Source organism: Plantactinospora sp. CNZ320, from assembly GCF_002846275.1.
Genome location: NZ_PJMP01000001.1, coordinates 1,267,928 through 1,292,965 on the forward strand (window position 1 = coordinate 1,267,928; position 25,038 = coordinate 1,292,965).

Below are 25,038 nucleotides of genomic sequence, written 5' to 3' on the forward strand. Positions count from 1 at the left end.
ACGCGAACTCGCCGGCAAAGTGCGGCCCGCCCGGCCGGTGCCGGGTCCACTCCCGGCCGGGTCGGTGACCGGATGTCCGTACCGCCCGGGTGTGCCCGGATGGGCGGAGTGTGAGCGCCGTCCCGGGAAGGGTCCGCAGGGTGCTGGCGACCGGATTCGTGGACGGTTGATCCGGGGCCGGCGGGGAAGGCTGGAGGGCTGCACCGGGGCCCGGCCGGGCACCGGTCGAGCCAGTGGGGGAGGTCGCCATGCGGCGTTCGCGGGTGTCACCGGCACTGGAGGCGTGGTCCAGCAACCGTACCGGGGTGGCCGACCAGTGGACGCCGCGACAGCTGGCACACCTGAAGGGAACCCGCACGGTGAGTGTGGTGATCCCGGCCCGGGACGAGGAGGCCACCGTCGGGGCGATCGTGGCGGCGATCCGGGCCTGCCTGGTCGAGCAGGTCGAACTCGTCGACGAGGTGGTGGTGGTCGACTCCCGGTCCAACGACCGGACCGCGGTCGTGGCGGCGGCGGCCGGTGCCCGGGTGGTCGGCCAGGACGAGATGACCCGGGGACTGCCCCGGCTGGACGGCAAGGGCGACGCGCTCTGGGCCGGGCTGGCCGCGTCGACAGGTGATCTGGTCGCCTTCGTCGACGCCGACCTGCGGGAGTTCCAGCCGCACTTCGTCACCGGCCTGCTCGGCCCGCTGCTCACCGACCCGTCGGTCGCGTTCGTCAAGGGCTTCTACCACCGCCCGCTGGTCGGCACGAGCGGCGTCGAGGCGGAGGGCGGCGGCCGGGTCACCGAACTGGTGGCCCGACCGCTGTTCAACCTCTTCTGGCCGGAACTGGCCGGCTTCGTCCAGCCGCTCGCCGGGGAGTACGCCGGCCGTCGGGACGTACTCGAACGGGTGCCGTTCGTCTCCGGCTACGGCGTCGAGACGGCGATGCTCATCGACCTGCTGGAGATGTGCGGCCTGGACGCCCTGGCCCAGGTCGACCTCGGCGAACGCCTGCACCGGCACCAGGACACCGAGGCGCTCGGCCGGATGTCGGCCCAGATCATGCACACGGTGTGGCAGCGGCTGTGCCGGCGGGGCCTGGTCGAGGAGAGCGCGCCCCCGGGCCACCTGCTGGTGCAGTTCCGCCGGGACGGCGCCAGCGCGCTGCCGAACCTGGATCGGGAAATCGTGATCAGCGACGTCTCGGTCCGGGAACGCCCGCCGCTGGTGGAGCTGCGGCCGTCGTCGCGGAGGGCGGCGGTGTGACCGGGTGTGGTGGTGGAGCCGAGGAGGGCCGATGAGTCTGACCGTGCTGATGAACGCCGGCCCGTGGCTGCCGGTGCCGCCGCCCGGGTACGGCGGGATCGAGAACGTCGTCGCCACGCTGGTACCGGAGCTGCGCCGGCTCGGCGTACGGGTGGTGCTCGCCTCGACCGCCGACGCCACGCTGCCGGTCGACGAACTGCTGTCGGTCTTTCCCGACGGCCAGTTCGGGGCGCTGCAACGGCCGTACAACCAGGTATGCGGGATCTCGCAGGCGCACCTGAACGGGGTGGTCCGGGCGCTGCGGGAGCGGGACGACATCGACCTGGTGCACGACCACGTGGAGGCGGTCGGGCTGGCCGTGTTGACCGCGATGGGTCCGGGCAGCGCCCCGGCCCTGCACACCCTGCACTGGGACCTCGGCAAGCACCCGGACCTCTACGGCTGTCTGGACGGCGGCGACCGGGTACGGGTCAACGGGGTCTCCGCGGCACAACTGGCCCGGGCCCCGCAGGCGCTGCGTGACCACGCGGTCGGGCACATCCACCTGGCCACCCCGCTGGCCGTGGCGGCCGACCGCCGGCCACCGGTCGAGAAGTCCGACCATCTGGTGATCCTCGGGCGGATCACGCCGGGCAAGGGGCAGCATGTCGGTGCCCGGCTCGCCCACCAGGCCGGCTTCGACCTGGTGCTGGCCGGGCCGGTCGGGCCGTACCGGCGACCGGAGGAGTTGGCCGAGGCCGGGCCGGAGGCGGGACAGAACCCGGACGTCCGGTACTGGCGCGAGCGGGTCGCCCCGCTGGTGGACGGCGACCGGGTGCGCTGGGTCGGGATGGTAGCCGGCAGCGCCCGGGACGACCTGGTGGCGACGGCCCGAGGCAGCCTCTTCCCGCTGTGCTGGGAGGAGCCCGGCGGCACGGCGGTGATCGAGTCGCTGGCGCTGGGTACCCCGGTGCTGGCGATCGGCCGGGGCTGCCTGCCGGAGCTGATCGAGCACGGCCGGACCGGGCTGCTCGCCGACGACGAGGACGGTCTCGCCGAGCTGGTGCCAGAGGTCGCCCGACTGGACGAGCGGGACTGCCGACGGGAGGCGAGCCTCCGGTTCACCCCGGCGATGATGGCGCAACGCTACGTCGAGCTGTACGACCGGGTACGCGGATCGGCCGCCGCTGCCCCGCACCCGGTCGTTCCGACCCCGGTCCTGGCCTGAGGCACCGGCACCGCCGGGGCCCACCCGGCCGGCCGGCACGGCATCGCCGGTTTTCACCCGTTCGAGGCAGGCCGGGGCGAAATAGCCGCCGTGCCGGGTTTTGCCGTTGGATTACCGGGTAGCCGCCCCTCGTCCCAGCCGTGAAGAGCTACGAGGTGAGCCGGGGATGCCGAAGCGGGCGGTCACCGAACCCGAGCGGGAGCACGGGCCGGAGCCGGAGGACGGGCCGGAGCACGGCCAGGAACGCGGGCCGTTGCTCCTGGCACCCTCCCGCTCCGGCGGCTACCCGGGCCCGATCCGCGAGGCGATCCGCGGCAACGTCCTGATCCGGCTGCTCGGCACCACCGACGCCAAGCAGATCGGCCTGCTCTACCTCACCACGTCGTTCGGCTTCTTCCTCGTCGCCGGCGCGATGGCGATGCTGATGCGGGCCGAACTCGGCCGGCCGGGGCTGCAGTTCCTCTCCCCGGAGCAGTACAACCAGCTCTTCACCGGGCACGGCACGATCATGCTGCTGCTCTTCGCCACCCCGCTGGCGTTCGCCTTCGGCAACTATCTGGTGCCGTTGCAGATCGGCGCCCCGGACGTGTCGTTCCCCCGGCTCAACGCGCTGGCGTACTGGCTCTATCTGCTCGGCGGTTCGCTGGTGCTGGCCGGCTTCCTCACCCCGAACGGCTCGGCGGACTTCGGCTGGACCGCGTACACGCCGCTGAGCCGGGACCAGCACTCGCCGGGGATCGGCCCGGACATGTGGGTGATCGGGCTGGTCCTCTCCGGCCTGGGCACCATCCTCGGCGCGGTCAACCTGATCACCACCATCCTGACCCTGCGGGCACCCGGGATGACCATGTTCCGGATGCCGATCTTCACCTGGAACATGCTCTTCACCGCCCTGCTGGTGGTACTCGTCTTCCCGCTGCTCGCCGCCGCGCTGCTCGCGCTCTACGCGGACCGCCGGATCGGCGCGCACGTCTACGACCCGGTCAACGGCGGCCCGCTGCTCTGGCAGCACGTCTTCTGGTTCTTCGGCCATCCCGAGGTCTACATCGTGGCGCTGCCGTTCTTCGGCATCATCACCGAGGTCATCCCGGTCTTCGCCCGCAAGCCGATCTTCGGCTACAAGGGCCTGGTCGCCGCGACCATCGCGATCACGATCCTGTCGATGACCGTCTGGGCGCACCACATGTTCGGTACCGGCCAGGTGCTGTTGCCGTTCTTCAGCTGGTTGAGCTATCTGATCGCCGTACCGACCGGGGTGAAGTTCTTCAACTGGATCGGCACGATGTGGAAGGGGCAGCTGACCTTCGAGACGCCGATGCTCTTCTCGATCGGGTTCCTGGTCACGTTCCTCTTCGGCGGGTTGACGGGTGTGCTGCTGGCCAGCCCGCCTGTGGACTTCCACACCACCGACACCTACTTCGTGGTCGGGCACTTCCACTACGTACTGTTCGGCACGATCGTCTTCGCCGCCTTCGCCGGGGTGTACTTCTGGTTCCCGAAGATGACCGGCCGGCTCCTCGACGAGCGCCTCGGTCGGGTGCACTTCTGGACCATGTTTCTCGGCTTCCACGGCACCTTTCTGGTGCACCACTGGCTCGGGGCCGAGGGGATGCCCCGCCGGTACGCCGACTACCTGCCGACCGACGGCTTCACCGTGCTGAACACCGTCTCCACGGTCAGTTCCTTCGTGCTCGGCGCCTCCACGCTCTTCTTCATCTACAACGTGTGGAAGTCGTGGCGGTTCGGCCGGATGGTCTCCGTCGACGACCCGTGGGGCTTCGGCAACAGCCTGGAATGGGCCACCACCTGCCCACCGCCACTGCGCAACTTCGACCGGATGCCCCGGATCCGTTCGGAGCGGCCCGCCTTCGACGCCAAGTACGGCCCGCTCGTCGCCGACCTCGGCCGGGACCTGCCACAACGCTCCACCCGACCACCCCAGGTGGTCCGGGACGAACTGCGGCACGAGACGCCGCACCCCGAGCGCGAGGTACCGGCTCCCGAGGGGGCACACGGCGCCGAGGCAGCCGTCGCGCACCACCCGCCGGCAAACTCCGGCGCCCGCCCGATCGAGGTGCCGGAGCCGCACGAGGTACGCCGGCCGGCGTTCGAGCCGAGCGAGCCCGACGAGCAAGTCGACGACACCGCCCGGGGTGGCCCGGACAGCCCACGCTGGCGTACCGGACGGCGGCCCGGCGGCGACCGACCGGGCGAGGAGGAGGAGGACGGCCGATGACGACCGGCGAGGAGGAGGACGGTCGGTGACGACGGGTGAGGGGGACGGCCGATGACGACGAGTCGCGTACCGGCGGGTGCCCGGAGGCCGGTGGTCAGTCCGCCGGCAACGCGACCAGGCCGGCGGCGCTGAGCGAATGTTGCACGACCGGTTGGGCCCGAGCCAGCCGCCACCGGACCCCGGCCCGGTGCGCGGCGTCCCGTCCGGCGACCAGGGCGGCCAGCGCTGGTTCGTCCAGCTTCGCCACGTCGGTCAGGTCGATCGCCACCTCCGTCGGATGCCGGTCGGCGACCGCCTCGACCACCGCCTGGCGCAACTGCTCGGCGGTGTCCCGGTCGATCTCCCCGGTCACCTCGACCACCACCCGCTCCCCCACCTGCCGCACCTCGAGCCGGGCCGGCGCCGCACCCGCCTCGGCCCCGCCGGCCTGCCACGGCGCCGGCGAGTCGGCGAGCATCGCCTGTCGCAGCCAGGTAAGCGCCCGGGAGAGCAGCCGGGAGACGTGCATCTGCGAGATGCCGAACCGGGCGGCGATCTCGGCCTGGGTCTGGTTGCCGTAGAAGCGCATGGCGAGGATCCGCCGCTCCCGCCAGGGCAGCCGGCCGAGCAGCCCGCTCACCGTCACCCGGTCGTCGACCGACTCCAGGTCGGTGTCGGACTCGCCGACGAGGTCACCGAACTCCGCCGAACTCTCCCCGCCGACCGGGGCGTTCAGCGAGGCCGGACTGTAGCCGGCGGCCGACTCCAGCGCCGCGAGGATCTCCTCCTCCGGCGTCTCCAGCCGGGCTGCCAACTCGGCGACGCTCGGCGCCCGGGACAGCTCGCTTGTCAACGCGGCCGTCGCCTGGCCGACCTCCAGGATCAGGTCACGCAGCCGCCGGGGTACGTGCACCCCCCAGGTCCGGTCCCGGAAGTGCCGTTTGATCTCGCCGACGATGGTGATGGCGGCGTACGCGGTGAAGGAACCGCGTTCCGGGTCGTACCGGTCGACCGCGTTCACCAGGCCCAACCGGGCCACCTGTTCCAGGTCCTCGAGTGGTTCACCCCGGCCCCGGTAGCGCCTCGCCAACCTGCCGGCGAACGGCAGGGCGAACCGGACGAGGTCGTCCCGGGCCTCCTGCCGGCGTTCCGGCGGCAGGCCGGCGATCCGCGCCGCGTACGCCAGAGCGGCCGCGTCCAGGTCCTCCAGCCCCCGCTCGGCCGGTGGTGTGGTGGTGATCTGTCCGAACATCCGCGCCTCCCTCAGGAAGGTCCCCCGCCCGGGATGCGAATCCGGTCATCGGTGCCGTACGGAACGTCACCGCGCCGGAGGCGAACATGTACCGAAACTGAGCGAGCGAACACCGCACACGGCATTGCGCAGCGCGGTAGACCAACAGCAGTCAGCGTTCTTCCCGCTCTGTAGGTACTCAATCACGCCGCGTGACTGTCGCGAGGAGTTTTGCGATCAGGCGGATCAGCAGACCAGCAGCCCCTGCGGGGTACCGCTGGCCCGTAGCCCGGCCAGCACCTCCACGATCCGCAGCGGGGCGGGAGCCGGCAGGTCGTACGGCTGGTTCCGGAGTACCTCCGTGGCGTGCCGGGTGGCCACCGAGGTCACCGGATAGCCCCGCGCGGCGACCCGGTCCACTGCCCGGCGACGGCGCCCGAAGGAGGCCACCGCGAGCCACTGCGGCAGTTCGGCCAGGGCCGGTGACCGCAGCCCGGGCGGCTCCGGGAGTACGTCCAACGAGCTGAACGGGGCGCTGCCGGCGAGCCACCACTCCGCCCCGGCCACGCTGCGCGCGGTGGCGTTCTCGCACCAGTACGGCACCAGGCCGGCCCGGACCACCTGCCACGGGTCGATCAGCCGCCCGCACTCCACCACGCAGCGGTCCCCGCTCTTGCCCGCCCCGCGCAGCCAGCTCCGGTACACGTCCGCGGCGGCGGCGCTGAGTGCGTCCGGACCGGGGAAGAGGACCCGGTGCAGCGGGCTGCCGGCCCGGCGTACCCAGTCCAGCAGGCTCGTCTCGAAACCGGACTCCACGCCCTGTTCGGCATATCCGGCCCGGCCACCCGCCGGAGCGTCCCAACTCGCCCCGTCACCGCCGGCCGCCCGCAGTACCTGCCCGAGCAGTTCACTGCCGGTCCGGAAGTCGGTCGGCTCCAGCCCGCTGGCCGGCCCGCCGAGCTGGAAGCTGTGCCCACCGCCGGATTCGACCACCGGCCAGGTGCGGACATCCCGCAGTAGCAGTACCGGCGCGCCCGGCGCCAGCCGGCTGCCGAGGAACTCCCGGTACGCCTCCGGCAGCCGGTGCCAGCGGACCACCAGGGAGACTGTCGAGCCGGCCAGTACGCCCCGACCGGCCGGATCGTGCACCTGTCGAACCCGTACCCCCGGATTGCCCGCTATCACCTTCGCCGCGACCCGCGCGCCGTACGCCGACGCCTCGACCGGGCTGTCGACCCGACCGTCCGGCCACTGCACCGCCACGTCGAAACCGGCCGGCAGCCAGGGCACACCCATCGCGGTGGCCAGATGCACCGCCCCGCCGTGCGGGGAGCCGAGCACGACACCGGGGTACCAGCGCGGCGGGTAGTGCTCGACCATCCACCGGGCAACCCGGTCGGCGTCCAACGCTCCGGCCTGCTCGGCGGTGAGCGCGGTACGGTTCGCCGCCCGGGTCAGCGCGGAGCGACGTACCGCCTCCGGGGCACCCCGGAAGCGCGACAGCAGCGGGTGGTACCCGAGATCGGCGCAGTCCTGGCCGCGGACCGCGCGGGACGCCACGGCCAGCAGCACCCGGCCGGTGCTCTCCGCCGAGACGACGCGGTCCGGCCCGGGGAGCCCGGACCCGCCTGCGGCCAGCCACTCCCGTGTCTCCCGCATTGGGCCCACCTCCCTCGTCCGGCGCTGCCCGGGCCTTCCCGTCCCGATCGGGTTCAAACGGGCGGTCAGCAACCTGCCGGGCGCAATTCGGATGACGGGCCGTTATGTCCGCCCCTGGTGACGGCGCCGCTGGTCGCGATGAGGGCCGGGTTCGCCACGCCGGTGGCCGGCCCGGTTTGCTCCGGGCGGGCCGGATCCGGATGATCGTCGGTTGTGACCCAGTTGCGCTTCGGACCAGCCGGCGGCCCCCGGTACGCCAGCTACTTCGCCGTCGCGGTCGTCCCGTTCGCCCTGGTGGTGACGGCGATCGCCGGCTGGCAGGCGACCTCGGGCGACGGGCTGCGCCCGATCGCGGTGGCGACCCTGGTGACCAGCCTCGCCGGCCTGCTGGTGGCGGTCGGCCTGGTACTCGCGGAACGGCGCAGCCGCGCCGGCCGGTCGGCGGGCCCGGACGGGATCCGCACCGGGCGGCAGGGCGTGCTGGCCTGGACCCGGGTCACCAGGCTGAGCCTGCACCCCGGCAGCGATGACCAGCGCCTGCTGGCGGCCTGGCCGTCCGGGGCGCGCACGCCGGTCTGGCTGGGTTCGGTCGACCGGGCCGACGTGCCGGCCGACGAGGCGATCCGGCTGGTCGAGCAGTGGTCCGGCCGCCAGATCGAGCGCGTCTGACCTGACGGCCCGGACGAGCCTCCGACGAGCCGGACGAGCCTTCGACGGACCGGACGAAACCCGGGGGCCGGCGACGGTCAGAGACGACTCGGGCGCGATTGGCGGCGACTGTCAGACGAGGTCGGCGCCGTTGGCGGCGCGATCGGCCAGGCTCTGCGCGCGGCCCCGGACCGCGTCGCCGGCTCCCGCCTCGACCCCGCCGGTGGTCAGGCCGCGCAGGTCGGCGAAGGGCTGGTCCGGCGCGTCCAGCGGGATCGACGGGTCGACCACCGCCTCGATCAGGGTCGGCCGGTCGGCGGCGAGCGCCTCCTCCCAGGCGGGCCCGATCTGTTCCGGCCGGTCGACGCCGATGCCGTGCAGCCCCAGCAGCCGGGCCCACCCGGCGTACGGGATGTCTCCACCGCGTACCGCCGCCGGTGCCGGCATCCCCGGCGCGGCCGGCCGGTCCAGCTCCGCCCAGGGCGCCCGGACGGGTTCGGTGTCCGGCCCGCGTTCCGGCTCGCCGCCCCGGCCGGTCCGGTCGGAGTTGTTGAGCACCAGCACCACCATCCGGGGATCCGGCCACTCCGGCCAGTGCTGGGCCACGGTGATCAGCTCGGCGAGTCCGCCGGACTGCATGGCGCCGTCGCCGAGCAGGACGATCACCGGCCGGTCGGGCTGGGCGAACTTCGCCGCGATGGCGTACGGCACCGCCGAACCGACCGAGGCGAGCGTGCCGCAGAGGTGTGCCCGTACGCCGGGCGGCAGTTGCAGGTGCCGGGCGTACCAGTAGGTCACCGAACCGACGTCGACCGCGATCGACGCCTCGACCGGCATCCGGGCCGAGAGTTCCCGGAGCACCAGCCGGGGGTTCAACCCTCCGGTCCGCTCCTCGGCCCGGGCGGCGCACTCGGCCCGGGCCCGGTCCACTGCTGCCTCGATCATGTCCCGCCAGTCCCGGTTGCGCCGCTGCGGCACCCGGGACAGCAACGCCCGCAGCGTCTCCCGGGCGTCACCGACCAGCGGCACGTCGATCGGATAGCGGGTGGCCAGCCGACTGCCGTCGATGTCGATCTGCACCGCCGTGGCCTGCCCCGGCACCGGGTAGTAGCCGGTCCACGGATCGTTGGTGCCGACCATCAGCAGGGTGTCGCAGCCGGCCATCAACTGCGCGCTGGCCGCCGTGCCGACCTGGCCGAGCACGCCCGTGTGGTAGGGCAGCCGTTCGTCCAGCACCGGCTTGCCGAGCAGCGAGGTCGCCACCCCGGCGTCGAGCCGGTCGGCCAGCTCCATGATCTCGTCGGCGGCACCGTAGGCGCCCTGACCGACCAGGATCGCGACCCGCCGCCCCGCGCCGAGCAGTTGGGCTGCGGCGTTCAGGTCCTCCTCGTGCGGGACGACCCGGGCCGGGGGCAGGCCGGGCGCCGAGGCGAGCACGCCGCCACCGTCGGGGTGCGGCATCCCGTCGGGTACGGCGTACCCGAGCAGGTCGTGCGGCACCACCAGGCAGGTCGGGCTCCGGGTCGACACGGCGGTACGGATCGCCTGGTCGACGAGGTACGGCACCTGTTCCGGCACCGCGGCGGTACGCAGGAACTGGGCACAGGCGTCACTGAACAGCCGGGGCAGCTCGATCTCCTGGTATGCGCTGCCCAGCGCGCTGTACGTCTGCTGCCCGATGATCGCCACCACCGGTTTGCTGTCCAGTTTTGCGTCGTAGAGGCCGCCGAGCAGGTGCAGCGCCCCCGGTCCCTGGGTGGCCAGGCAGACCCCGACCGTGCCGGTGTACTTGGCGTGCCCGGCCGCCATGAATCCGGCCGCCTCCGGCTGCCGGGACGGTACGAAGCCGGGGTCACCACCGGCCCGGCGCAGCGCGTCGACGATCAGTGCCACCCCGTCGCCGGGTTCCCCGAACACCCGGGGTACCCGCCAGGCGCGCAGTCGTTCGACAAGCAGGTCGGCGATGGTCCGGTCCGCCGTCGCGGTGCTGGTCCGTACCGTGGACCGCCCGAGGTCAGCCATTGCGGTCCGCCGGGGTGCTGGCGTCGACGTAGCGCAGCACCACGCCGACCCCGTCGGTGAGGTCGGGCGCCTGCTCGGGACCGAGCACCGTGACTCCGGCGTCGGTACCGACCAGCGCGCGGACCAGGGCGGCGTCGGCGCGTACCCGCTGCGGTTCGTCGACGGACATCGCCCGGAGTTCGTCGGGACCGGTGGCGATCTCGGTCGGCTCCGGCCCGATCCAGAGTTCGTCGGTCGAGGAGGGGTCGTCGACGATCAGCATGGTGTCCACCTGGCCGCGTTGCAGTGCGGTCACCACCGCGTCGAGGCCGGCGCCGACATCGCGCTGCATGCCGAACCTGTCCAACGCCACGTCGGCGTGCGCGGCGGCGACCTCCGCGATGGCCTGCACGGTGACGTCGTCGAAGGCGGTCTGGTCCGCCCCGGCGGCCGGGAATCCGGCATCGGTCTGCACCACCCGGTCCTGCCAGAACTCGGGAAGCTGAGCGGCGAGCAGTTGCCGGGCCCGGGTCTCCCCGGCGACCACGATCACCTCGGCGCCGACCCGTTCGGCCAGCGCGGCGGTGGCCGAGGCGGCGTCCCCGGCGTTGCGCTGCCAGGCCAGCTCCGCCGCGTGCTGGTAGTGCGGCTGCGACCAGCCGCCCGGGTGCACCTTGCGCAGCGGCCAGCGGTTGCCGCCCTCGACCCGGGCGTGCCGGGGTACCCCGCCGGCGCTCACCGCGTCCAGACCCGCGCCGGTACGGCTGGCCAGTACCCGGACCCAGGGGATCTGTTCCCGGCGCTGGGCGACCAGCGGCATGGTGTGTGCGACCGGCCCGTGCGCGGCGATGTCCTTGAGCGGCGGCGCGGGGAGGTACTCGGTGAGCACCACCTCGCCGTCGGTGGCGAACGCGGCGAGTCCGTAGTCGCCGGGCATCGGGTCGTGTCCCCGGACGACGGCGTCGAGGGCGGCCACGTCGCGCGGATCGGTCCGCTGCTCCGCCAGCCGTTCCTGGAGGGCCCGCCAGCGCAGGTCGAGCGCGGCATGGGCATCGTGGGTGTCCCGGGAGGCGTCCAGGTAGACCGACGTCCACGGGCCGGGATGGGCACAGATCGGACGCAGGAAGGACAGCTGCATGGGTCGTCCCCTCTCCAAGCTCGTGCCGGGGTTACCCACGCCGCTCGGCTTGTCACCTCGGCTGCGTGGTCGCTGGGAGCCCACCGGCGCCGGAAACGTACCGAGCAGCCAGGAGTGAGCCGATCGTCACATTACGTGAAACAGATTCACTCACTGTCGGTTCATTCGCCATGATCGATACAATTCGTGCTCGGGAGCGGACTCTCGGTGGTGAACGCATGGACGGTGAACTGTTTCCCGAACGGGTGGCCTGGCGGCCCGGACCGGTCATCACCGGTCACGTGGTACGGCTGATGGAGGGGTACTCCCGGGAGATCCGGGTCGGGCAGCCCGTCCTGGTGGCCGTACTCGGCACGGCGGCGGTGGTGCGGGTGGTGCTGCTACTGCTCGCCTCGGTGCTGCGGGCCGGTGCCGGTGCCGGTGCGAGACGCAGGTGGAAAGAGTTGCGCAAGGGGCCGGAGTTCCTGGTGACCCCACTGCGGATCCGCGACGGCAGCGGTGTGCTCTGCGAGATGGAGATCCACGGACACCTGCCGCAGAGCGCCCTGGAGCCGGCCGACCACATCCAGGTGACCGTCCGCTCGCAGAAGGACGCCGGGCTCGCCCCCCGGGTGGAGCGGATCGTCAACCTCACCACAGGTCAACTGCTCACCCCGCGTACCCCGACCCTCTGGTCGCACCTCGGCCCGGCGCTGCTGCTCCAGGCCGCGATCGGCCTACTGCTGATCGGCGCGCTCGTCACCTGGCTGGTGCTCGGGCGCTAGCGCCGTGCCTTCGATGGCGGGCAGCCGACCACCACGACCCGCAGGCACTGGCCCGGTCACGGTCGGGCCGCGTCCTCCAACGGCCGGTCAAGGTCGGTCGTCGGCTCACCCGCACCGCCGGCCGGGCCACCGGAAGCGACACCGAGCAGGCCACGGCGCCGGGCCCACCGCTCGAAGAGGAGGGTGGCGAACGGCGGCACCGCGCAGACCAGCGCGACGGCGATCGTGGTCCACCGCCACCGGCCGAGCCGGGCCACCAGCAGGACCAGCGCGCCGTACGCGACGAAGAGTCCACCGTGCACCGGGCCGAAGATCTGCACCCCGATCTCGTTGCCCGGCGGGCCGTACTTGACCACCATCCCGATCAGCAGCGCCAACCAGGAGATCGCCTCGGCGATCGCCGCCAGCACGAACAGCCTCACCGCCGTGCGGTGCATCCCGCTCCCCCTCCGCTGGTCCGCCCGGCGACGACGTCCGGCCGACCGCCGCCCACCAGGCCCGGCTGACCACCGCCGACCCCGGTCCGGCTGCCAGCTTAGGCGACGCCGCAGGCCCGCCCCGCCGGGCCGGCGTCGCGCGGGGCGTGGCACCCCGCGTCGGGGAGGGACACCTCACCCTTCCGGGGGAACCCGCCGAAGCGCTTCTACGCCCAGCGGCGTATGGGTGATGCCCACCACGGGGGGACGTCAGAAGAGCGGTCACCGAGGATCATGAGGTCATGACGATTCATGGCCCCGGGGGGCCGGCCGTGATCGCACTGGTACTGGCGATCGTCCTGTCGGTGGGTTCGGCGGCGGCGTACGCGGGGGCGGCGGTACTCCAGGAACGGCTCGCGAGTCAGGCGGGACCGACGGGGGGCGCAGGACGGGGCTACCTCGGCACCGTCCTGCGCCGGTCCGGCTGGTGGCTGTCCGTGGCGGGCAACGGTACGGGTGCCACGCTGCACGTCGCCGCGCTGGCGTACGGGCCGCTGTCGGTGGTGCAGCCGCTCGGCGTACTCACCCTGGTGCTCGCGTTGCCGATCGCGGCGGCCACCATCGGTCGTCGTGCGTCGGCCCGGCAGTGGTCCGGGGCCGCCGCCACGGTGGCCGGCCTGGTGCTGTTGCTCGCGCTCACGCTGCCCGGGGCGGGCCGCCACGACCTCCTGCCAGGGCAGGGCTGGGCGCTGGCCGGGGTGGCCGGCGCGCTGGTGGTCGTGCTGGTACTCGCCAGCCGGGCGAGCCGGTCGGCGCTGTCGCGCAGCCTGCTCACCGCTACCGCTGCCGGAATCGCCTTCGCGGTGGCCTCCGCACTCACCCAGGTCGTCTCCGGACTCGTCACCCGCGGCGGCGCGCCGCTGGTGACCGCCGGCCTGGCGATGGCGGTGGCCGGGATGGCCGCGGCCGGGCTGCTGCTGTCCCAGGTCGCCTACCGGGGTGCCGGGCTGGGCGCGCCGCTGGCCACTGTCACCCTGACCAATCCGATCGCTTCGGCCGTCATCGCCATCCTGCTGCTCGGCGAACGGACGGCGGGCGGGTACTGGGGCGGCCTCGCCGCGACCGTCGGGGCCGGGCTGGCCGCCTGGGGCGTACTGCGACTCGCCGAGGCCGACCAGCCCACGACGGGTCGGCGTCGATCGCGGCCCGGGCGTCGGGGTGCGGCGCGACTCAGGGGCGCGGTGCGGTTGCCCTGCTCGAACCGGTCGGCACCCGCCAGCCGCTCGCCGGTCGCCCCGGGCCATTGGCGGACCGCCACAGCACCACCAGCCAGACGACCCCGATCACGGCGACGAGCGTCAAACCAAGCCCTTCCAGCGCCGGCATCAGCACCGCCTGGACCGGGGTCAACCGGCCCTGGGAACCATCCAGGCTGAGCAGGCCGCGCGCGTCGGTGAGCACGAGGGTCAGGTAGAACGCGATCACGTGCATCGCGTCCCAGAGCGCGTGCAGGATCGCCACGCCCAGATAGGCGTAGAGCAGCCGTAGCCCGACCACGAAGTACCCCCGCCCGCTCGGCCCGAAGAGCACACCGCCGAGGATGGCGGTCCAGAGCCCGTGCCCGACCGGCGCCACCAGGCCGCGCAGAATCTCCGTCTGCACCACCTGCACCACCGACAGGCCCTGCACGGTGAAGAGCGCGATGAAGGCGTACCCGGCGGATTCCAGTGCGGAGAAGCCGAAGCCGACCGCGGCGCCGAGGATCATCCCGTCCCGGATGGTCTTGGCCGCGAGGTGCCGGGTCAGCAGCGCCAGCGCGGCCAGCTTGGCGGCCTCCTCGATCAGGCCGACGCCGAGGAAGAGCAGCACCGACGGGCGCAGCAGGTACGACTCCAGCACCGCCGAGGCGAGCACCCCGAGTACGCCCCCGGCGAGGAAGGTGCTGAAGACCAGGCTCACGGAGACCTCGCCGGTGTCCCGGCGCTGGAACGCCCAGGCCACGAAGGTCACCGGCACCAGGAAGCTGCCGAGCAGCACCAGGGTGGGCAGCAGGGTCGGGTTTCCGGTGACGAAGATGACCGCCACCGTGGCGATCCAGAGCGCCAGGCCGACCAGGAAGATCCGCAGCCACTGGCGGCGCGGCGTGACCGGCACCGCCGCCGTCCACTGCCTGCCGACGCCGTCCATCGCGCCTCCGCACGGTCCGTCGCGCCCTGGTGGCCGATCCGGGGCTGGGTTCGGGGCGTACCCGCTGCGAATGGGGTCGAACGTGCCCTTGAACCCCGGCCCGAGACAGCTGGTCGACTGCACTTCCCGCACGCAGGGGTGGGGGTCCGGAGCGGGTCCGGTCAGGTCTTGAGCACGACCTTGACGCACTCGTCCGCCTTCTGCCGGAACATCTCGTAGCCGATCGGCGCGTCGTCGAGCCGCATCCGGTGCGTGATGACGAAGCTCGGATCGATCTCGCCGCGACGGATCCGGTCCAGCAACAACCTCGTGTAGCGCTGCACGTGGCACTGCCCGCTGCGCAGCGTCAGCGACCGGTTCATCAGCGAGCCGATCGGGAACTTGTCGATGAAGCCGGCGTACGCGCCGATCACCGAGACCGTACCGCCGTTGCGGCAGCTCAGGATCGCCTCGCGCAGCGCGTGCGGCCGGTCGGTCTCCAGCCGGGCCGACTGCTTGACCCGGTCGTACCCGGCGAGCACCGTCGAGGAGTGGTGCCCCTCCATGCCCACCGCGTCGATGCAGGCGTCCGGCCCCCGCCCGCCGGTCATCTCGCGCAACGCCTCGATCACGTCGACCTCGTCGTAGTTCAGTGGCTCCGCCCCGGCCCGCTCCTGCGCCATCCGCAGCCGGTACGGGAAACGGTCGATCGCGATCACCCGCTCCGCACCGAGGAGGTACGCGCTGCGCATCGCCAGCAGGCCCACCGCGCCGGCACCCCAGACGGCGACCACCTCGCCCCCGGTCAACCCGCACATCTCGGCGCCCATGTAGCCGGTCGGGAAGATGTCGGAGAGCGGGAGCACCTTCTCGTCCGGCAGGTCGTCGGGAACCTTGAGCGGACCGATGTCGGCGAAGGGCACCCGGACGTACTCGGCCTGGCCGCCCGCGTACCCGCCGAGCATGTGTGAGTAGCCGAAGAGGCCGCCCGGCGAATGCCCGAGCAGCTTCTCGGCGAGCCCGGCGTTCGGGTTGGAGTTCTCGCAGAGCGAATAGAGCCCGGCCTGGCAGGCGAGACAGTTGCCGCAGGCGATCGGGAACGGCACCACCACCCGGTCCCCGATCCGCAGGTTCCCCACCTCCGGCCCCACCTCGACCACCTCGCCCATGAACTCGTGACCGAGGATGTCGCCGTGCTTGGTCGTCGGGATGTACCCGTGGTAGAGGTGCAGGTCGGAGCCACAGATCGCGGTGCTGGTGACCCGTACGACCGCGTCCCGGGAGTTCATGATGCGCGGGTCGGGCACCTCCTCCACCCGGACGCTCTCCCGGCCCTGCCAGCAGTTGGCCTTCATGGACTACCTCCGGTGTCGGCGGGTCGGTCGGCGGGACTACCGCTCGGCCTGCGGGCGGGCCGGCCTCTGGCGTACCTGCTGCGGGGTGGCCAGCCCGGCCGGGCTGCCGTCGGACAGGACCACCTCACCGGTCTCGATGACCTGCTTGAACCGGCGCAGATCGTCCCGGATCTGCTGCCCCGGTTCCTCGCCGAAGAGCTTCGCTATGGTTCGGCCCACCGCCCCGCCCGGCGGCGCGTACGCCAGGTCCACCCGGACCTCGGTGCCCCGGCCGCCGGCCGCCCGGGAGAACCGCACCCGGCCCGCGTTCGGCACCCGGGCCCCGCGCACCGAACGCCAGCTGATCAGCTCGCTGAGGTTGTCGTCGACCATTTCGGCGTCCCAGCCGACCCGGCGCCCGCCCGGGGCCCGGACCGTCCAGTGTGACCGGCCGTCCCCGTCGGTGCGGACCGACTCCAGGTGGTACATGAACCGGGGCAGGTTCTCGAAGTCGCGCCAGTACCGGTACACCTCGTCGGCGGGCCGGTTGATGGTGACGGTGGCGCTGGCCCGTACCGCCCGGCGCGGCGCACCGGCCGAGCGCGAGCTTCGTACGGCGGCCAGCACGTCGACGGCGGTGATCGCGGCGACGGCACCAAGGCTGGCCGCGACCCGCTGGCGGCGTTCGCCGCGCCGCTGCGGCAGCATCCGGGCGAGCAGCGCCAGGTCCAGCACGTCCCCGGCGACCCGGGTCCAGGCCCAGCCGACCGGCCGGCGGGTGAGGAGCAGTCCGGGTACCGGCACGAGTTCGCGGCCACCGATCGCCCGCAGTACGGCGGGGCCGGCCGGCACGTCGTCGACCCCGATCAGCCTGCCGACCCGGTTGGGCGCCACGAGCGCCGCGACACCGAGGCCGAGGCTCAGCAGGCCGAGCACCCGCGGCAGGAGCTGGCCGGCGCCGTCGGGCATGTCGAGCGTCTCCTCGGGCATCTCCACCGGTGCTCCGCGCATCGCTCCCCCGTTCGCCGTCGCTGGTCGTCGGACGTCCCGCACCACCACGTTATTGGATGAACCCGAACAACCGTCGGAAAGCGTCAAACCACCATCCAGGCGTGACGGGTCGACTCCTCGACGGGGACGTCGACAGCCCCGGTGGGGGCACCCATGCGGCGCAGTTCGGCACCGTGCGCGTCCAGCGCGCCGGCCCGTCCAGCACGAGCACGGCGGGACGGGCTCCGGCCGCTGCTCCGGAACCCGTCCACGCTCCTCGTCGGACCGGCGCCGGCGCCGGCCGCCCGGCTACTGGCCGACCTTGATGCCGGGCTCGCCGGCCAGGAACTGGATGACCTTGCGCGGCTCCCGGCCCGGCATGTTCGGGCCGCGCAGCTTGCCGATCGGCAGGATGACCCGGCGGAAGGTGCCCTCCAGCATCATCGCCGTGGCCGTGTACCAGGCGATCACCGCGGAGGCGATCAGGATGTAGGCACCGGCGGTGCGCCAGGGCGAGATGTCGGCGATCTGGCCCACCGCCAGGCAACTCGCTCCGGCGGCCAGGGTGCCCAGCACCAGGGTCAGGCCGATGTTCTCGGCCAGCGCGGCGAACGCACCGGACCAGGTGATCGCGGCGAGCGCCGCGAACCAGAAGCCGAGCGCCACGAACGGGGCCGGCTGGACCAGTACGCCGATCGCGATCAGCAGGTAGAGGAGGCCGTAGGAGAGCCAGAAGGCGCCCCAGATCCCGTGCATGGCGGTGGCCAGCCCGTCCCGTGCCCGGTACGCCCACATGCCGGCCAGGAACTGCGCGAGTCCACCAAGCATCGCGGCGAACGGGAACAGGAACGTCGGCGTGTTCGCGTTGCCGTACCAGCCGGCGAGGTTCGTGGCGACGACGAAGGTGGCTGCCGCGTACCCGAAAAGTCCCAGGATCGATGGGGCCGCCACCGGCTGGAGCGAGATCTGCGCGTGGTTGCGCCAGAATTCGAACTCGCCGTCGTGACCGTCGTGGCCGTCATGGCCGTCGTGGCCAACCCCTCGGCCGGGTTGGGCCGAACGTGACACGTGTGTCATCACAGGCTCCTTCTACGCAACTGTTCACCGCTTGACGCGGTCGGGCACGTAGCCACCGCCGACTACCCACCGTGAGCCCTGTTACACGGAAGGGTGGAGTCGTCCGGCGCCGGACCGGCCACGAAAAACCGGCCGCCGACGCGCGGTTCGCGTCGACGGCCGGTGAACGACCGGGCCGGAAGGGCCTGGGGTGGATCAGCGCTTCTCGACCGGTACGTAGTCCCGCTCGGCCGCACCGGTGTAGATCTGCCGAGGGCGACCGATCTTGGTCTCCGGGTCCGAGATCATCTCCCGCCACTGCGCGATCCAGCCGGGCAGCCGGCCGAGCGCGAAGAGCACTGTGAACATCTTGGTCGGGAAGCCCATCGCCTTGTAGATCAGGCCGGTGTAGAAGTCGACGTTCGGGTAGAGCCGGCGCGACACGAAGTAGTCGTCGGCGAGCGCGATCTCCTCCAACTGCATCGCGAGGTCCAGCAGCGGGTCCGGCTTGTTCATCCGGGCCAGCACGTCCTGGGCGGCCTGCTTCACGATGGCGGCCCGGGGGTCGTAGTTCTTGTAGACCCGGTGCCCGAAGCCCATCAGCTTGACGCCGGGCTCCTTGTCCTTCACCCGCCGCACGAAGCCCGGCACGTCACCGCCGCCGGCCCTGATCTCCTCGAGCATCTCCAGCACCGCCTGGTTGGCGCCGCCGTGCAGCGGGCCGAACAGCGCGTTCACCCCGGCCGAGACCGAGGCGAAGAGGTTCGCCTGGCTCGAACCGACCAGCCGGACCGTGGAGGTGGAGCAGTTCTGCTCGTGGTCGGCGTGCAGCAGCAGGAGCATGTCCAGCACCCGGGCCACGACCGGGTCGACCTCGTACGGCTCCGCCGGCACCCCGAAGTTCATCCGGAGGAAGTTCTCGACGTACCCGAGCGAGTTGTCCGGGTAGAGCATCGCCTGCCCGATCGACTTCTTGTAGGCGTACGACGCGATGGTCGGCACCTTCGCCATCAGCCGCACGGTGGAGATCTCCACGTGCTCCCGGTCGAAGGGGTCGAGGCTGTCCTGGTAGAAGGTGGAGATGGCGCTCACCGCCGAGGAGAGCACCGCCATCGGGTGCGCGTCCCGGGGGAAGCCGTCGAAGAAGCGCCGCATCTCCTCGTGCAGCAGCGAGTGCCGCCGGATCCACTCGTCGAACTCGGAGAGCTGCGCCGTGGTGGGCAGCTCGCCGTAGATCAGCAGGTACGAGACCTCCAGGAAGGAGGACTTCTCGGCCAACTGCTCGATCGGGTAGCCCCGGTAACGCAGGATGCCCGCGTCGCCGTCGATGTAGGTGATCTCGGAGGAGCATGCGGCGGTGTTGACGAAACCGGGGTCGTAGGTGACGAATCCCGTCTCCTTCAACAGGTTGCCCGTGGCGATGCCGGCTGGGCCGTCGACAGCGGGCTTGACCGGCATCGACAGCTGGCCGCGCGGGTGGTCGAGTTTGACATCCGTCATGTGATCCTCGCTTCGCCGGCAGAATCTACGTTGAATTGCCTTCACTTTTTACGGTAAACGTGCAGGGTAGCCGAGAATCTTGCGTGGTCGGCCGGTGAGTGATGGATCACGCAGGTCAAACGTTTGCGACCGGCCCGAAACCTGCTAGTCGGCCGGGCGAACGGCGAACCTCTCCGACCCCGTTACCCGGGCCGGGGGCCGTTGGCACCCCGCTGCCCGGGTCGGGTCAGCCGCGCAACGGGCGCAGGGTGCCGGTCTCGGTGACCTGAAACACGTCCACGGTGTTCCGGCCCGGCAGGAAGAGCGACTCGTCCGACACCAGCGCGCCGAACCGCTGCCCGCCGGGGTCCGGCGGCACCACCGGGGCCACCGCGCCGATCCGGCCGTTGACCGCCACCGCCAGCAGGGTGCCGTCCGGCACCGAGTCGGGCACCGTACCGTAGACCAGCGCCGGAAGCCGGCCGCCCGCCTGGTCGATCTGATCGAAGGCAGACCGGTTCCGCACCGTCACCGCACCGGCCGGCGCACCGAGCGGAAGCTCGGCCACGGAACGACCGATCAGTTCCGGTCGTGGCTGCACCGGAAGTACCGGGCTCGCCCGCCCGGCGACCACGTCGGCGAAGACGCCGGCCGGCACCGTACGCGGCTGCCCCGGCTGGTCGTAGTAGCGCTTGTCCCCCGGCGCCCGGGTGGTAGCCAGCGCCGACGCACCGTCGGTCCGCCACGGCACCTCGACGCCGGCCAGGTCGGCGACGGTCGGCAGCAGGTCGACGTGTTCCCAGTTCCGGTCGTCGACCGCGCCGGCCCGCTGCCCCGGCCGCTTCACGAAGAGCGGTACCCAGAGGACCTCGCCCGGCGCCCGTTCGACCGCGCCGAGCCCGCGCCCCTGCACCCCAGGGGTGAAGCTGACCCCGTGGTCGGCGGTGAGCACCAGCAGCGCGTCGTCGTAGAGGCCGGTCTCGTCCAGCCGGCGCAGCGTCTCGCCGAGCAGCCGGTCGGTGTACTCCAGTTGCAGCAGGTGCCGCCGGTACGCCAGTTCGACCCAGCCGCCCCCGTCGTTGGGCATCCCGTCCGGAGACTCGTAGCGGATCCCCGAAGGCAGGTAGTTCCACGGCGAGTGCGGCAGCAGCAGGTGCAGGAAGTGCAGGGTCGGCCGGACCGTCGGCCGGAGGGTGGCGAGGAAGTCGGCGAACCGGGCCGGCTGGTTCTCGTCCAGCGCTCCCCAGCGGAACTGCGGATCGGTAGGCGGCGCCGGCTCGTCCGCCTTGCCTGCCTCGCGCCGGGTGATCTCCCGGTAGGAGTCCTCGGGGTCCCGCTGTCCCGTCTCGGACGGCGAGACGATCTGCTCCAGCAGGGTGGCGCTCTCCCGCAGCAGGGTCGGCAGGCCACCCCGGGCGGAACCGGCGGCCCGGTCCGGGCAGAGTCGCGGCGGGCAGAGCTGCGTGATGCTCTCCTGCGCCTGGATCTGGTACGGCCCGGCGAACGCCGTGAACAGGTTGTCCGGATAGCGGGAGTGGTGCGGCGCCTGCTGCTCCGCCGGGTACCGGCCGGTCAACATCGCCGGCAGCGCGTACGGGGTGTAACCGGCCACCCCGGTCGCGTTCCGGTACCAGGTCGACTCGCCGGCCAGCCGGGCGAAGTTCGGATAGCGGCGGGCATCGATCGCGCCGGCACCGTCCAGCAGGGAGGTCAGCGGGAACTCGTCCAGGATCAGCATCACCACCGGCGGATGGGTGGCCCCGCCCCGGCTGGCCCCCGCAACCGCCCCGGACCGCTCCCCCGGCAGCACCACGGCCGAGGCGGGCGAGGCGAAGACGAAGAGCAGCACGAAGACGAGTGGACCGACCGCGGCGACCCGGAGCACCTGGCCGGTCACCTGCCAACGCCGGTACACGTACGCCCCGGCGGCGCCGACGACCACCGCGAGGCCGACCAGCGGCACCCCGCGTACCGGGGTGAGGTGCTTGCCCACCTGGACCGCCAGCGCGGCGAGCAGCAGGCCGAGGGTCACCGTGTGCAGTACCGTCCGGACCGCCCGGCCCCGCTGCGGCCCCGCGACCCGCCGGGCCAGCAGGCCCAGCAGCGCGCCACCGCCCCAGAGCACCAGCGGCGGCACCACCGTGTACGCCAGCACCAGCAGCAGGATGTCCCACCGGTCGGCGCCGTGGAAGAGGAAGAAGTCCGGGCTCTTGCCGGTCACGTCCAGCAGCGGCTGGGTGATCACGAGACCGCAGAGCGCCACGATCTCGACCAGCGCCCGCGACTCGACCCGTCCTGCCGGCCGCTGCGGCGCTTCCGGCGGAGTGGCCGGCTGCTCCGCCGGCTCCGATGACTCGGCGGGCTGCTCCGCCGGAAGTGGTGAGTCCGCCGAACGTGGTGGCTCGGCTGGCCGCTCGCCGGCGTCGGGCTCAGCCACGCGGTGTCCCGAGATAGAGGGTGCGGGTGCCGGACGGCAGTTCCAGCCGCCGCACGATGTCGCAGCGTAGCCCGAGCAGCCGCTCGAACTCCTCCCGGTGGTAGTCCGGGAAGAGCCCGGCCGGCTTGTTGGCCAGCAGCCGGGCCGCCATCGGGTCGTCGGGGTGCACGAACTCGACCACCAGCCGGCCGTCGCCGCCCGCCGCCGGCAGCAGCCCGACCAGCCAGTCGACGATCTCCGGCAGCGGAACGTTGCGCCCGATGGCGAGATGGTGCACCACGGCCAGCGCCAGCACCGCGTCCGCGTCGGCCCGCTGCGCGAAGGAGCCGCGCTCCACCCCACGCCAGCCGCCGCCCGGCGAGGGGTCGGCCAGGTCCATCACCAACGGCAGCACCCGGCGCTCACCGTCGGCCCGCAACCGGCGGTAGAGCTGGTCGACGACTGCCGGGTCGCTCTCCACCGCGACCACGTAGTCGGCGTGCCGGGCGGCCAGCCGCGAGTACGTGCCGTCGTTGGCACCGAGGTCGAGCACCAGCCGGGACCGGTTCGACCCGGCCAGGGCATCGGCGACGAACCGCTCCTTGGCCTCCCGGTCGTCGTCGGAGTAGGTGCAGGTCTCCCGGTAGCCGGACCAGTGGCTGGCCGGAGGCTGCCAGTCGAGCCGGCCGACCAGCTTCTCCAGCGCCCGCAGGGTGGCCAGCACCAGGTCCCGGGAGAAGCCGGCGTCCTTCAACTCGGCCCGGACGGCGCCGGTGCTGGCGGCGGCGTACCGGGACTGGATCGCGTCGTGCAGGTGGACGTGCTTGAGCACACCGGCCCGGAACCGTCGGGTACCGCCGAAGAGCTTGCGGAGTTCGCCCGCCTCGATCCCGTCGATCCGGGACCGCAGCCACGGCTGGAAGTCCAGCCCCAGATGCGCCTGGAGCAGCAGCGGATAGAGCAGGGTCTGGCAGAACTGCCGGTAGCCGGCCCACGGTTCGCCGTCGCGGGCCGGCTCGAACGAACCGACGTCGATGAAGACCGGTTCGGCGCCCCGCCACTGGAGGTTGTAGGCCGAACCGTCCTTCGTGGTGAAGCCGGCCGGTACGGCGGTCCGGAGGATCTCCAGGTGCAGCAGCGCGGCGTCGCGCAGCATGGCGAACGACCACTCGTACGGGTACGACACGAACGGGATGCGCTCGTGCCGGAGTACTGTCGCCCACTGCCCGGTGAGGCTGGCCGGCAGGGTCGCCGGGTCGGCGGTCTCGGTGCCGCAGATCCTGCCGTCGGCGAGCAGCCGCTTGAAGAACTCCGCCCCGGCGAGCGCCCGCCAGTCCTCGGCGCCCTGCGGGCCGAGTCCCCGGAAGACCTGGCCGTCGGCGTGCAGCACGCGGTTCACCGGGTCGCGGAAGGAGCCGGGATCGGCTCGGGGAACGGTTTGGGAGGTGGTGGTGGACGTTGCCGGGACGGGAGGTGGTACGACCATCGGGTGTGGACCGCCCTCAGTCCTGCTTCGAGGTCTGCGTGGGTTGCGCCGGCTGCTTGCGGAACCGGCTGGTCAGCCTGCGCCAGTAGAGCTTCCCGGCCACCGCGACTCCGGCGACGCCGCCGACCACGGCCTGCACGATGAGGCTGCCCGATCCCGCATCCAGGTAGGCCAGAAGGTCCATTGCTCGGCCACCTCCCTTTCTCTCTGCCCCCGTACCCGAAAAAAGAGCGCCCTGCCCGGTCGCCTGCCAGCAACGACCGGACCGCGCGCACGACAACGCGACCGACCATCCGCAACCCACCGGTCAGGTGGCGGAAAGCAGGACGTCGGATGCCGTTCAACACACCGTACGCCGATGATCCGTCGACCGCATCGGCACCCGTGACGCCGGTCCGGCAGGTCCGATTCGTTCAAGACGCGGCGTTGGCCCGTCTCTACGCTGATCGAATGACACCGAGACTAGACGCATTCGGCCTGCTCGTGGCCGACATGGCCCGATCTCTCACCTTCTACCGGAAGCTGGGACTGGACGTCCCCGCGAGCGCCGACACCGAGCCGCACGCGGAGTTCACCCTGCCCGGCGGGGTACGCCTGATGTGGGACACCCACGAGATGGTCCGCTCGATGGAACCGGACTTCACGCCGCCGACCGACTCGCAGATGAGCCTCGCCTTCCGGTGTGCCGATCCGGCCGAGGTGGACAGCGTCTACGCCGAGATGACCGCCGCCGGCTACGAGGGACATCTCAAGCCGTGGGACGCGCCCTGGGGTCAGCGGTACGCGGTACTGCTCGACCCGGACGGCAACGGCGTCGACCTGTACGCCCCGCTCACCCAGGCGGCCGGCTAGCGGGCCTCGGGGCGAGCAGTTGCCGCAGCGGTACCCCGGCCAGGCTCCTGACCTCGCGGGACAGGTGCGCCTGGTCGGCGTACCCGGTCAGGGCGGCGACCTCGGCGGCCGGCGTACCGGCCCGGGCCAGGGCCAGCGCCCGGCGCATCCGCAGGATCCTGGCGAGCGTCTTCGGGCCGTACCCGAAGAGTGCCAGGCTGCGCCGGTGCAGTTGCCGGGTCCCGAGCCCGAGCGCGTCCGCAGCGTCGGCGACCTCGCGGCCGGCGGCGAGCCCGGCTGCCAGCGGCGCGGCGAGCGGATCCGGGCCGCCGTCGGTGGCGAGCCGGGTCGCGGCGACCGCCTCCAGCACCAGGCCGGGCCGGTGGTGCGACGCCACCCGCTCGGTCAGCCGGGCCACCTCCGGTCCGGGCCAGAGCGCGGCGAGCGGGACCCGCTGGTCCCGCAGCGCGTGTGCCGGTAGCCCGAAGACCGCGGGACCGGTGCCCGGCGGGAAGCGCAGGCCGACGTACCGCTCACCGGCCGGCCCGGCGGCGACCTGGGCGACGCTGTCCGGGCCGGCGACGAGCAGGCCGCTGCGGCTCGACCAGATCAGGTCCATGCAGCCGTCCGGCAGCACCCGCCCCGGTGCGGCGCCTGCGGCCCGGGTGGCCGTCCAGACCACGGCGCCGGCCAGCCCGGACCTCCGCTCCCGATACACGGCCCCAGCCTGCCACCCGAACGGTTACGCCTG

The 25,038-nt window shown here is 72.5% G+C and carries 20 protein-coding genes and 1 pseudogene; 7 read left to right on the top strand and 14 right to left on the bottom strand.

The genetic code is table 11. From position 1 onward, the window contains the following. The first annotated feature begins 248 nt into the window (after positions 1-248). The 3 genes from CLT71_RS05490 to ctaD all read left to right on the top strand — a co-directional run bounded on the left by CLT71_RS05490 (position 249) and on the right by ctaD (position 4,693). Positions 249-1,250 (top strand): glucosyl-3-phosphoglycerate synthase, encoded by a 1,002-nt coding sequence (locus CLT71_RS05490; protein WP_101371171.1) that lies wholly within the window; start codon positions 249-251, stop codon positions 1,248-1,250. Positions 1,251-1,281: 31 nt separating this feature from the next. Next, positions 1,282-2,457 (top strand): glycosyltransferase, encoded by a 1,176-nt coding sequence (locus CLT71_RS05495; RefSeq protein ID WP_101366144.1) that lies wholly within the window; start codon positions 1,282-1,284, stop codon positions 2,455-2,457. Positions 2,458-2,623: 166 nt separating this feature from the next. Further along, positions 2,624-4,693: an aa3-type cytochrome oxidase subunit I gene (gene ctaD, locus CLT71_RS05500; RefSeq protein ID WP_101366145.1), complete on the top strand. Its 2,070-nt coding sequence runs from the start codon at positions 2,624-2,626 to the stop codon at positions 4,691-4,693. A gap of 94 nt (positions 4,694-4,787) precedes the next feature. Here the strand turns inward: ctaD and CLT71_RS05505 are convergent, their stop codons facing one another. Both CLT71_RS05505 and CLT71_RS05510 read right to left on the bottom strand, forming a co-directional pair. Continuing rightward, on the bottom strand, positions 4,788-5,924 hold the full coding sequence (locus tag CLT71_RS05505; protein ID WP_101366146.1) for a SigB/SigF/SigG family RNA polymerase sigma factor: 1,137 nt from the start codon (positions 5,922-5,924) through the stop codon (positions 4,788-4,790). A gap of 225 nt (positions 5,925-6,149) precedes the next feature. After that, positions 6,150-7,562, bottom strand: coding sequence for a hypothetical protein (locus CLT71_RS05510; protein WP_101366147.1), 1,413 nt, complete (start codon positions 7,560-7,562; stop codon positions 6,150-6,152). A 213-nt stretch (positions 7,563-7,775) separates the two neighbouring features. Here CLT71_RS05510 and CLT71_RS05515 point away from each other — a divergent pair, with 213 nt between their 5' ends. After that, complete coding sequence (locus CLT71_RS05515) at positions 7,776-8,231, top strand: hypothetical protein (RefSeq protein WP_101366148.1); 456 nt, start codon at positions 7,776-7,778, stop codon at positions 8,229-8,231. Positions 8,232-8,342: 111 nt separating this feature from the next. Here the strand turns inward: CLT71_RS05515 and CLT71_RS05520 are convergent, their stop codons facing one another. Continuing rightward, positions 8,343-10,232 carry a thiamine pyrophosphate-binding protein gene (locus tag CLT71_RS05520; protein WP_101366149.1) on the bottom strand — a complete coding sequence of 630 codons (1,890 nt, stop codon included), beginning with the start codon at positions 10,230-10,232 and terminating at the stop codon, positions 8,343-8,345. Then, entirely contained in the window at positions 10,225-11,349 is a 1,125-nt protein-coding gene (locus CLT71_RS05525) for a baeRF2 domain-containing protein (protein ID WP_101366150.1), read from the bottom strand. The genes CLT71_RS05520 and CLT71_RS05525 overlap by 8 nt, the downstream gene beginning before the upstream one ends. 218 nt (positions 11,350-11,567) lie before the next feature. On the opposite strand from CLT71_RS05525, the gene CLT71_RS05530 reads away from it, so the two are divergent. Next, positions 11,568-12,113, top strand: a complete 546-nt coding sequence (locus CLT71_RS05530; RefSeq protein ID WP_101366151.1) for a hypothetical protein — start codon at positions 11,568-11,570, stop codon at positions 12,111-12,113. A gap of 56 nt (positions 12,114-12,169) precedes the next feature. Here CLT71_RS05530 and CLT71_RS05535 read toward each other — a convergent pair whose 3' ends face one another. After that, a complete protein-coding gene (locus CLT71_RS05535) occupies positions 12,170-12,535 on the bottom strand; it encodes a DUF3817 domain-containing protein (RefSeq protein ID WP_486483071.1) in 366 nt (121 codons plus the stop codon). Between the two features lie 296 nt (positions 12,536-12,831). On the opposite strand from CLT71_RS05535, the pseudogene CLT71_RS37805 reads away from it, so the two are divergent. Continuing rightward, positions 12,832-13,683 (top strand): annotated as a pseudogene (locus tag CLT71_RS37805) (DMT family transporter); the annotation flags it as partial. A gap of 76 nt (positions 13,684-13,759) precedes the next feature. Here CLT71_RS37805 and CLT71_RS05545 read toward each other — a convergent pair. The 8 genes from CLT71_RS05545 to CLT71_RS37375 form a co-directional block, all read right to left on the bottom strand. After that, positions 13,760-14,716 (bottom strand): PrsW family glutamic-type intramembrane protease, encoded by a 957-nt coding sequence (locus CLT71_RS05545; protein ID WP_101366153.1) that lies wholly within the window; start codon positions 14,714-14,716, stop codon positions 13,760-13,762. A 161-nt stretch (positions 14,717-14,877) separates the two neighbouring features. Beyond that, positions 14,878-16,050 carry a zinc-dependent alcohol dehydrogenase gene (locus CLT71_RS05550; protein ID WP_101366154.1) on the bottom strand — a complete coding sequence of 391 codons (1,173 nt, stop codon included), beginning with the start codon at positions 16,048-16,050 and terminating at the stop codon, positions 14,878-14,880. 36 nt (positions 16,051-16,086) lie between these two features. Further along, on the bottom strand, positions 16,087-17,040 hold the full coding sequence (locus CLT71_RS05555) for an SRPBCC family protein (protein WP_486483072.1): 954 nt from the start codon (positions 17,038-17,040) through the stop codon (positions 16,087-16,089). A 288-nt stretch (positions 17,041-17,328) separates the two neighbouring features. Continuing rightward, a complete protein-coding gene (locus CLT71_RS05560) occupies positions 17,329-18,096 on the bottom strand; it encodes a GPR1/FUN34/YaaH family transporter (protein WP_101366155.1) in 768 nt (255 codons plus the stop codon). Positions 18,097-18,291: 195 nt separating this feature from the next. Then, on the bottom strand, positions 18,292-19,575 hold the full coding sequence (locus CLT71_RS05565) for a citrate synthase (protein ID WP_101366156.1): 1,284 nt from the start codon (positions 19,573-19,575) through the stop codon (positions 18,292-18,294). A 226-nt stretch (positions 19,576-19,801) separates the two neighbouring features. Next, positions 19,802-21,991, bottom strand: a complete 2,190-nt coding sequence (locus CLT71_RS05570) for a sulfatase-like hydrolase/transferase (RefSeq protein WP_101366157.1) — start codon at positions 21,989-21,991, stop codon at positions 19,802-19,804. Further along, positions 21,984-23,456, bottom strand: a complete 1,473-nt coding sequence (locus CLT71_RS05575) for a class I SAM-dependent methyltransferase (protein ID WP_101366158.1) — start codon at positions 23,454-23,456, stop codon at positions 21,984-21,986. Before CLT71_RS05575 ends, CLT71_RS05570 begins: the two co-directional genes overlap by 8 nt. A gap of 16 nt (positions 23,457-23,472) precedes the next feature. Next, entirely contained in the window at positions 23,473-23,640 is a 168-nt protein-coding gene (locus tag CLT71_RS37375) for a hypothetical protein (RefSeq protein ID WP_199187516.1), read from the bottom strand. Positions 23,641-23,906: 266 nt separating this feature from the next. Here CLT71_RS37375 and CLT71_RS05580 point away from each other — a divergent pair, with 266 nt between their 5' ends. Then, positions 23,907-24,308 (top strand): VOC family protein, encoded by a 402-nt coding sequence (locus CLT71_RS05580; protein ID WP_101366159.1) that lies wholly within the window; start codon positions 23,907-23,909, stop codon positions 24,306-24,308. Here the strand turns inward: CLT71_RS05580 and CLT71_RS05585 are convergent. Further along, a complete protein-coding gene (locus tag CLT71_RS05585) occupies positions 24,289-25,005 on the bottom strand; it encodes a helix-turn-helix domain-containing protein (RefSeq protein WP_101366160.1) in 717 nt (238 codons plus the stop codon). The two genes, CLT71_RS05580 and CLT71_RS05585, sit on opposite strands and share 20 nt — an antisense overlap. Positions 25,006-25,038: the final 33 nt, after the last annotated feature.

Excerpts from the sequence above, each read along its gene's own strand:
- CLT71_RS05545 (WP_101366153.1), bottom strand. The coding sequence starts at position 14,716 with ATGGACGGCGTCGGCAGGCAGTGGACGGCGGCGGTGCCGGTCACGCCG.
- CLT71_RS05520 (WP_101366149.1), bottom strand. The coding sequence starts at position 10,232 with ATGGCTGACCTCGGGCGGTCCACGGTACGGACCAGCACCGCGACGGCG.
- CLT71_RS05555 (WP_486483072.1), bottom strand. The coding sequence starts at position 17,040 with ATGCGCGGAGCACCGGTGGAGATGCCCGAGGAGACGCTCGACATGCCC.
- CLT71_RS05550 (WP_101366154.1), bottom strand. The coding sequence starts at position 16,050 with ATGAAGGCCAACTGCTGGCAGGGCCGGGAGAGCGTCCGGGTGGAGGAG.
- CLT71_RS05530 (WP_101366151.1), top strand. The coding sequence starts at position 11,568 with ATGGACGGTGAACTGTTTCCCGAACGGGTGGCCTGGCGGCCCGGACCG.
- CLT71_RS05505 (WP_101366146.1), bottom strand. The coding sequence starts at position 5,924 with ATGTTCGGACAGATCACCACCACACCACCGGCCGAGCGGGGGCTGGAG.
- CLT71_RS05510 (WP_101366147.1), bottom strand. The coding sequence starts at position 7,562 with ATGCGGGAGACACGGGAGTGGCTGGCCGCAGGCGGGTCCGGGCTCCCC.
- CLT71_RS05525 (WP_101366150.1), bottom strand. The coding sequence starts at position 11,349 with ATGCAGCTGTCCTTCCTGCGTCCGATCTGTGCCCATCCCGGCCCGTGG.
- ctaD (WP_101366145.1), top strand. The coding sequence starts at position 2,624 with ATGCCGAAGCGGGCGGTCACCGAACCCGAGCGGGAGCACGGGCCGGAG.
- CLT71_RS05565 (WP_101366156.1), bottom strand. The coding sequence starts at position 19,575 with ATGACGGATGTCAAACTCGACCACCCGCGCGGCCAGCTGTCGATGCCG.
- CLT71_RS05575 (WP_101366158.1), bottom strand. The coding sequence starts at position 23,456 with ATGGTCGTACCACCTCCCGTCCCGGCAACGTCCACCACCACCTCCCAA.
- CLT71_RS05580 (WP_101366159.1), top strand. The coding sequence starts at position 23,907 with ATGACACCGAGACTAGACGCATTCGGCCTGCTCGTGGCCGACATGGCC.
- CLT71_RS37375 (WP_199187516.1), bottom strand. The coding sequence starts at position 23,640 with ATGGACCTTCTGGCCTACCTGGATGCGGGATCGGGCAGCCTCATCGTG.
- CLT71_RS05495 (WP_101366144.1), top strand. The coding sequence starts at position 1,282 with ATGAGTCTGACCGTGCTGATGAACGCCGGCCCGTGGCTGCCGGTGCCG.
- CLT71_RS05560 (WP_101366155.1), bottom strand. The coding sequence starts at position 18,096 with ATGACACACGTGTCACGTTCGGCCCAACCCGGCCGAGGGGTTGGCCAC.
- CLT71_RS05490 (WP_101371171.1), top strand. The coding sequence starts at position 249 with ATGCGGCGTTCGCGGGTGTCACCGGCACTGGAGGCGTGGTCCAGCAAC.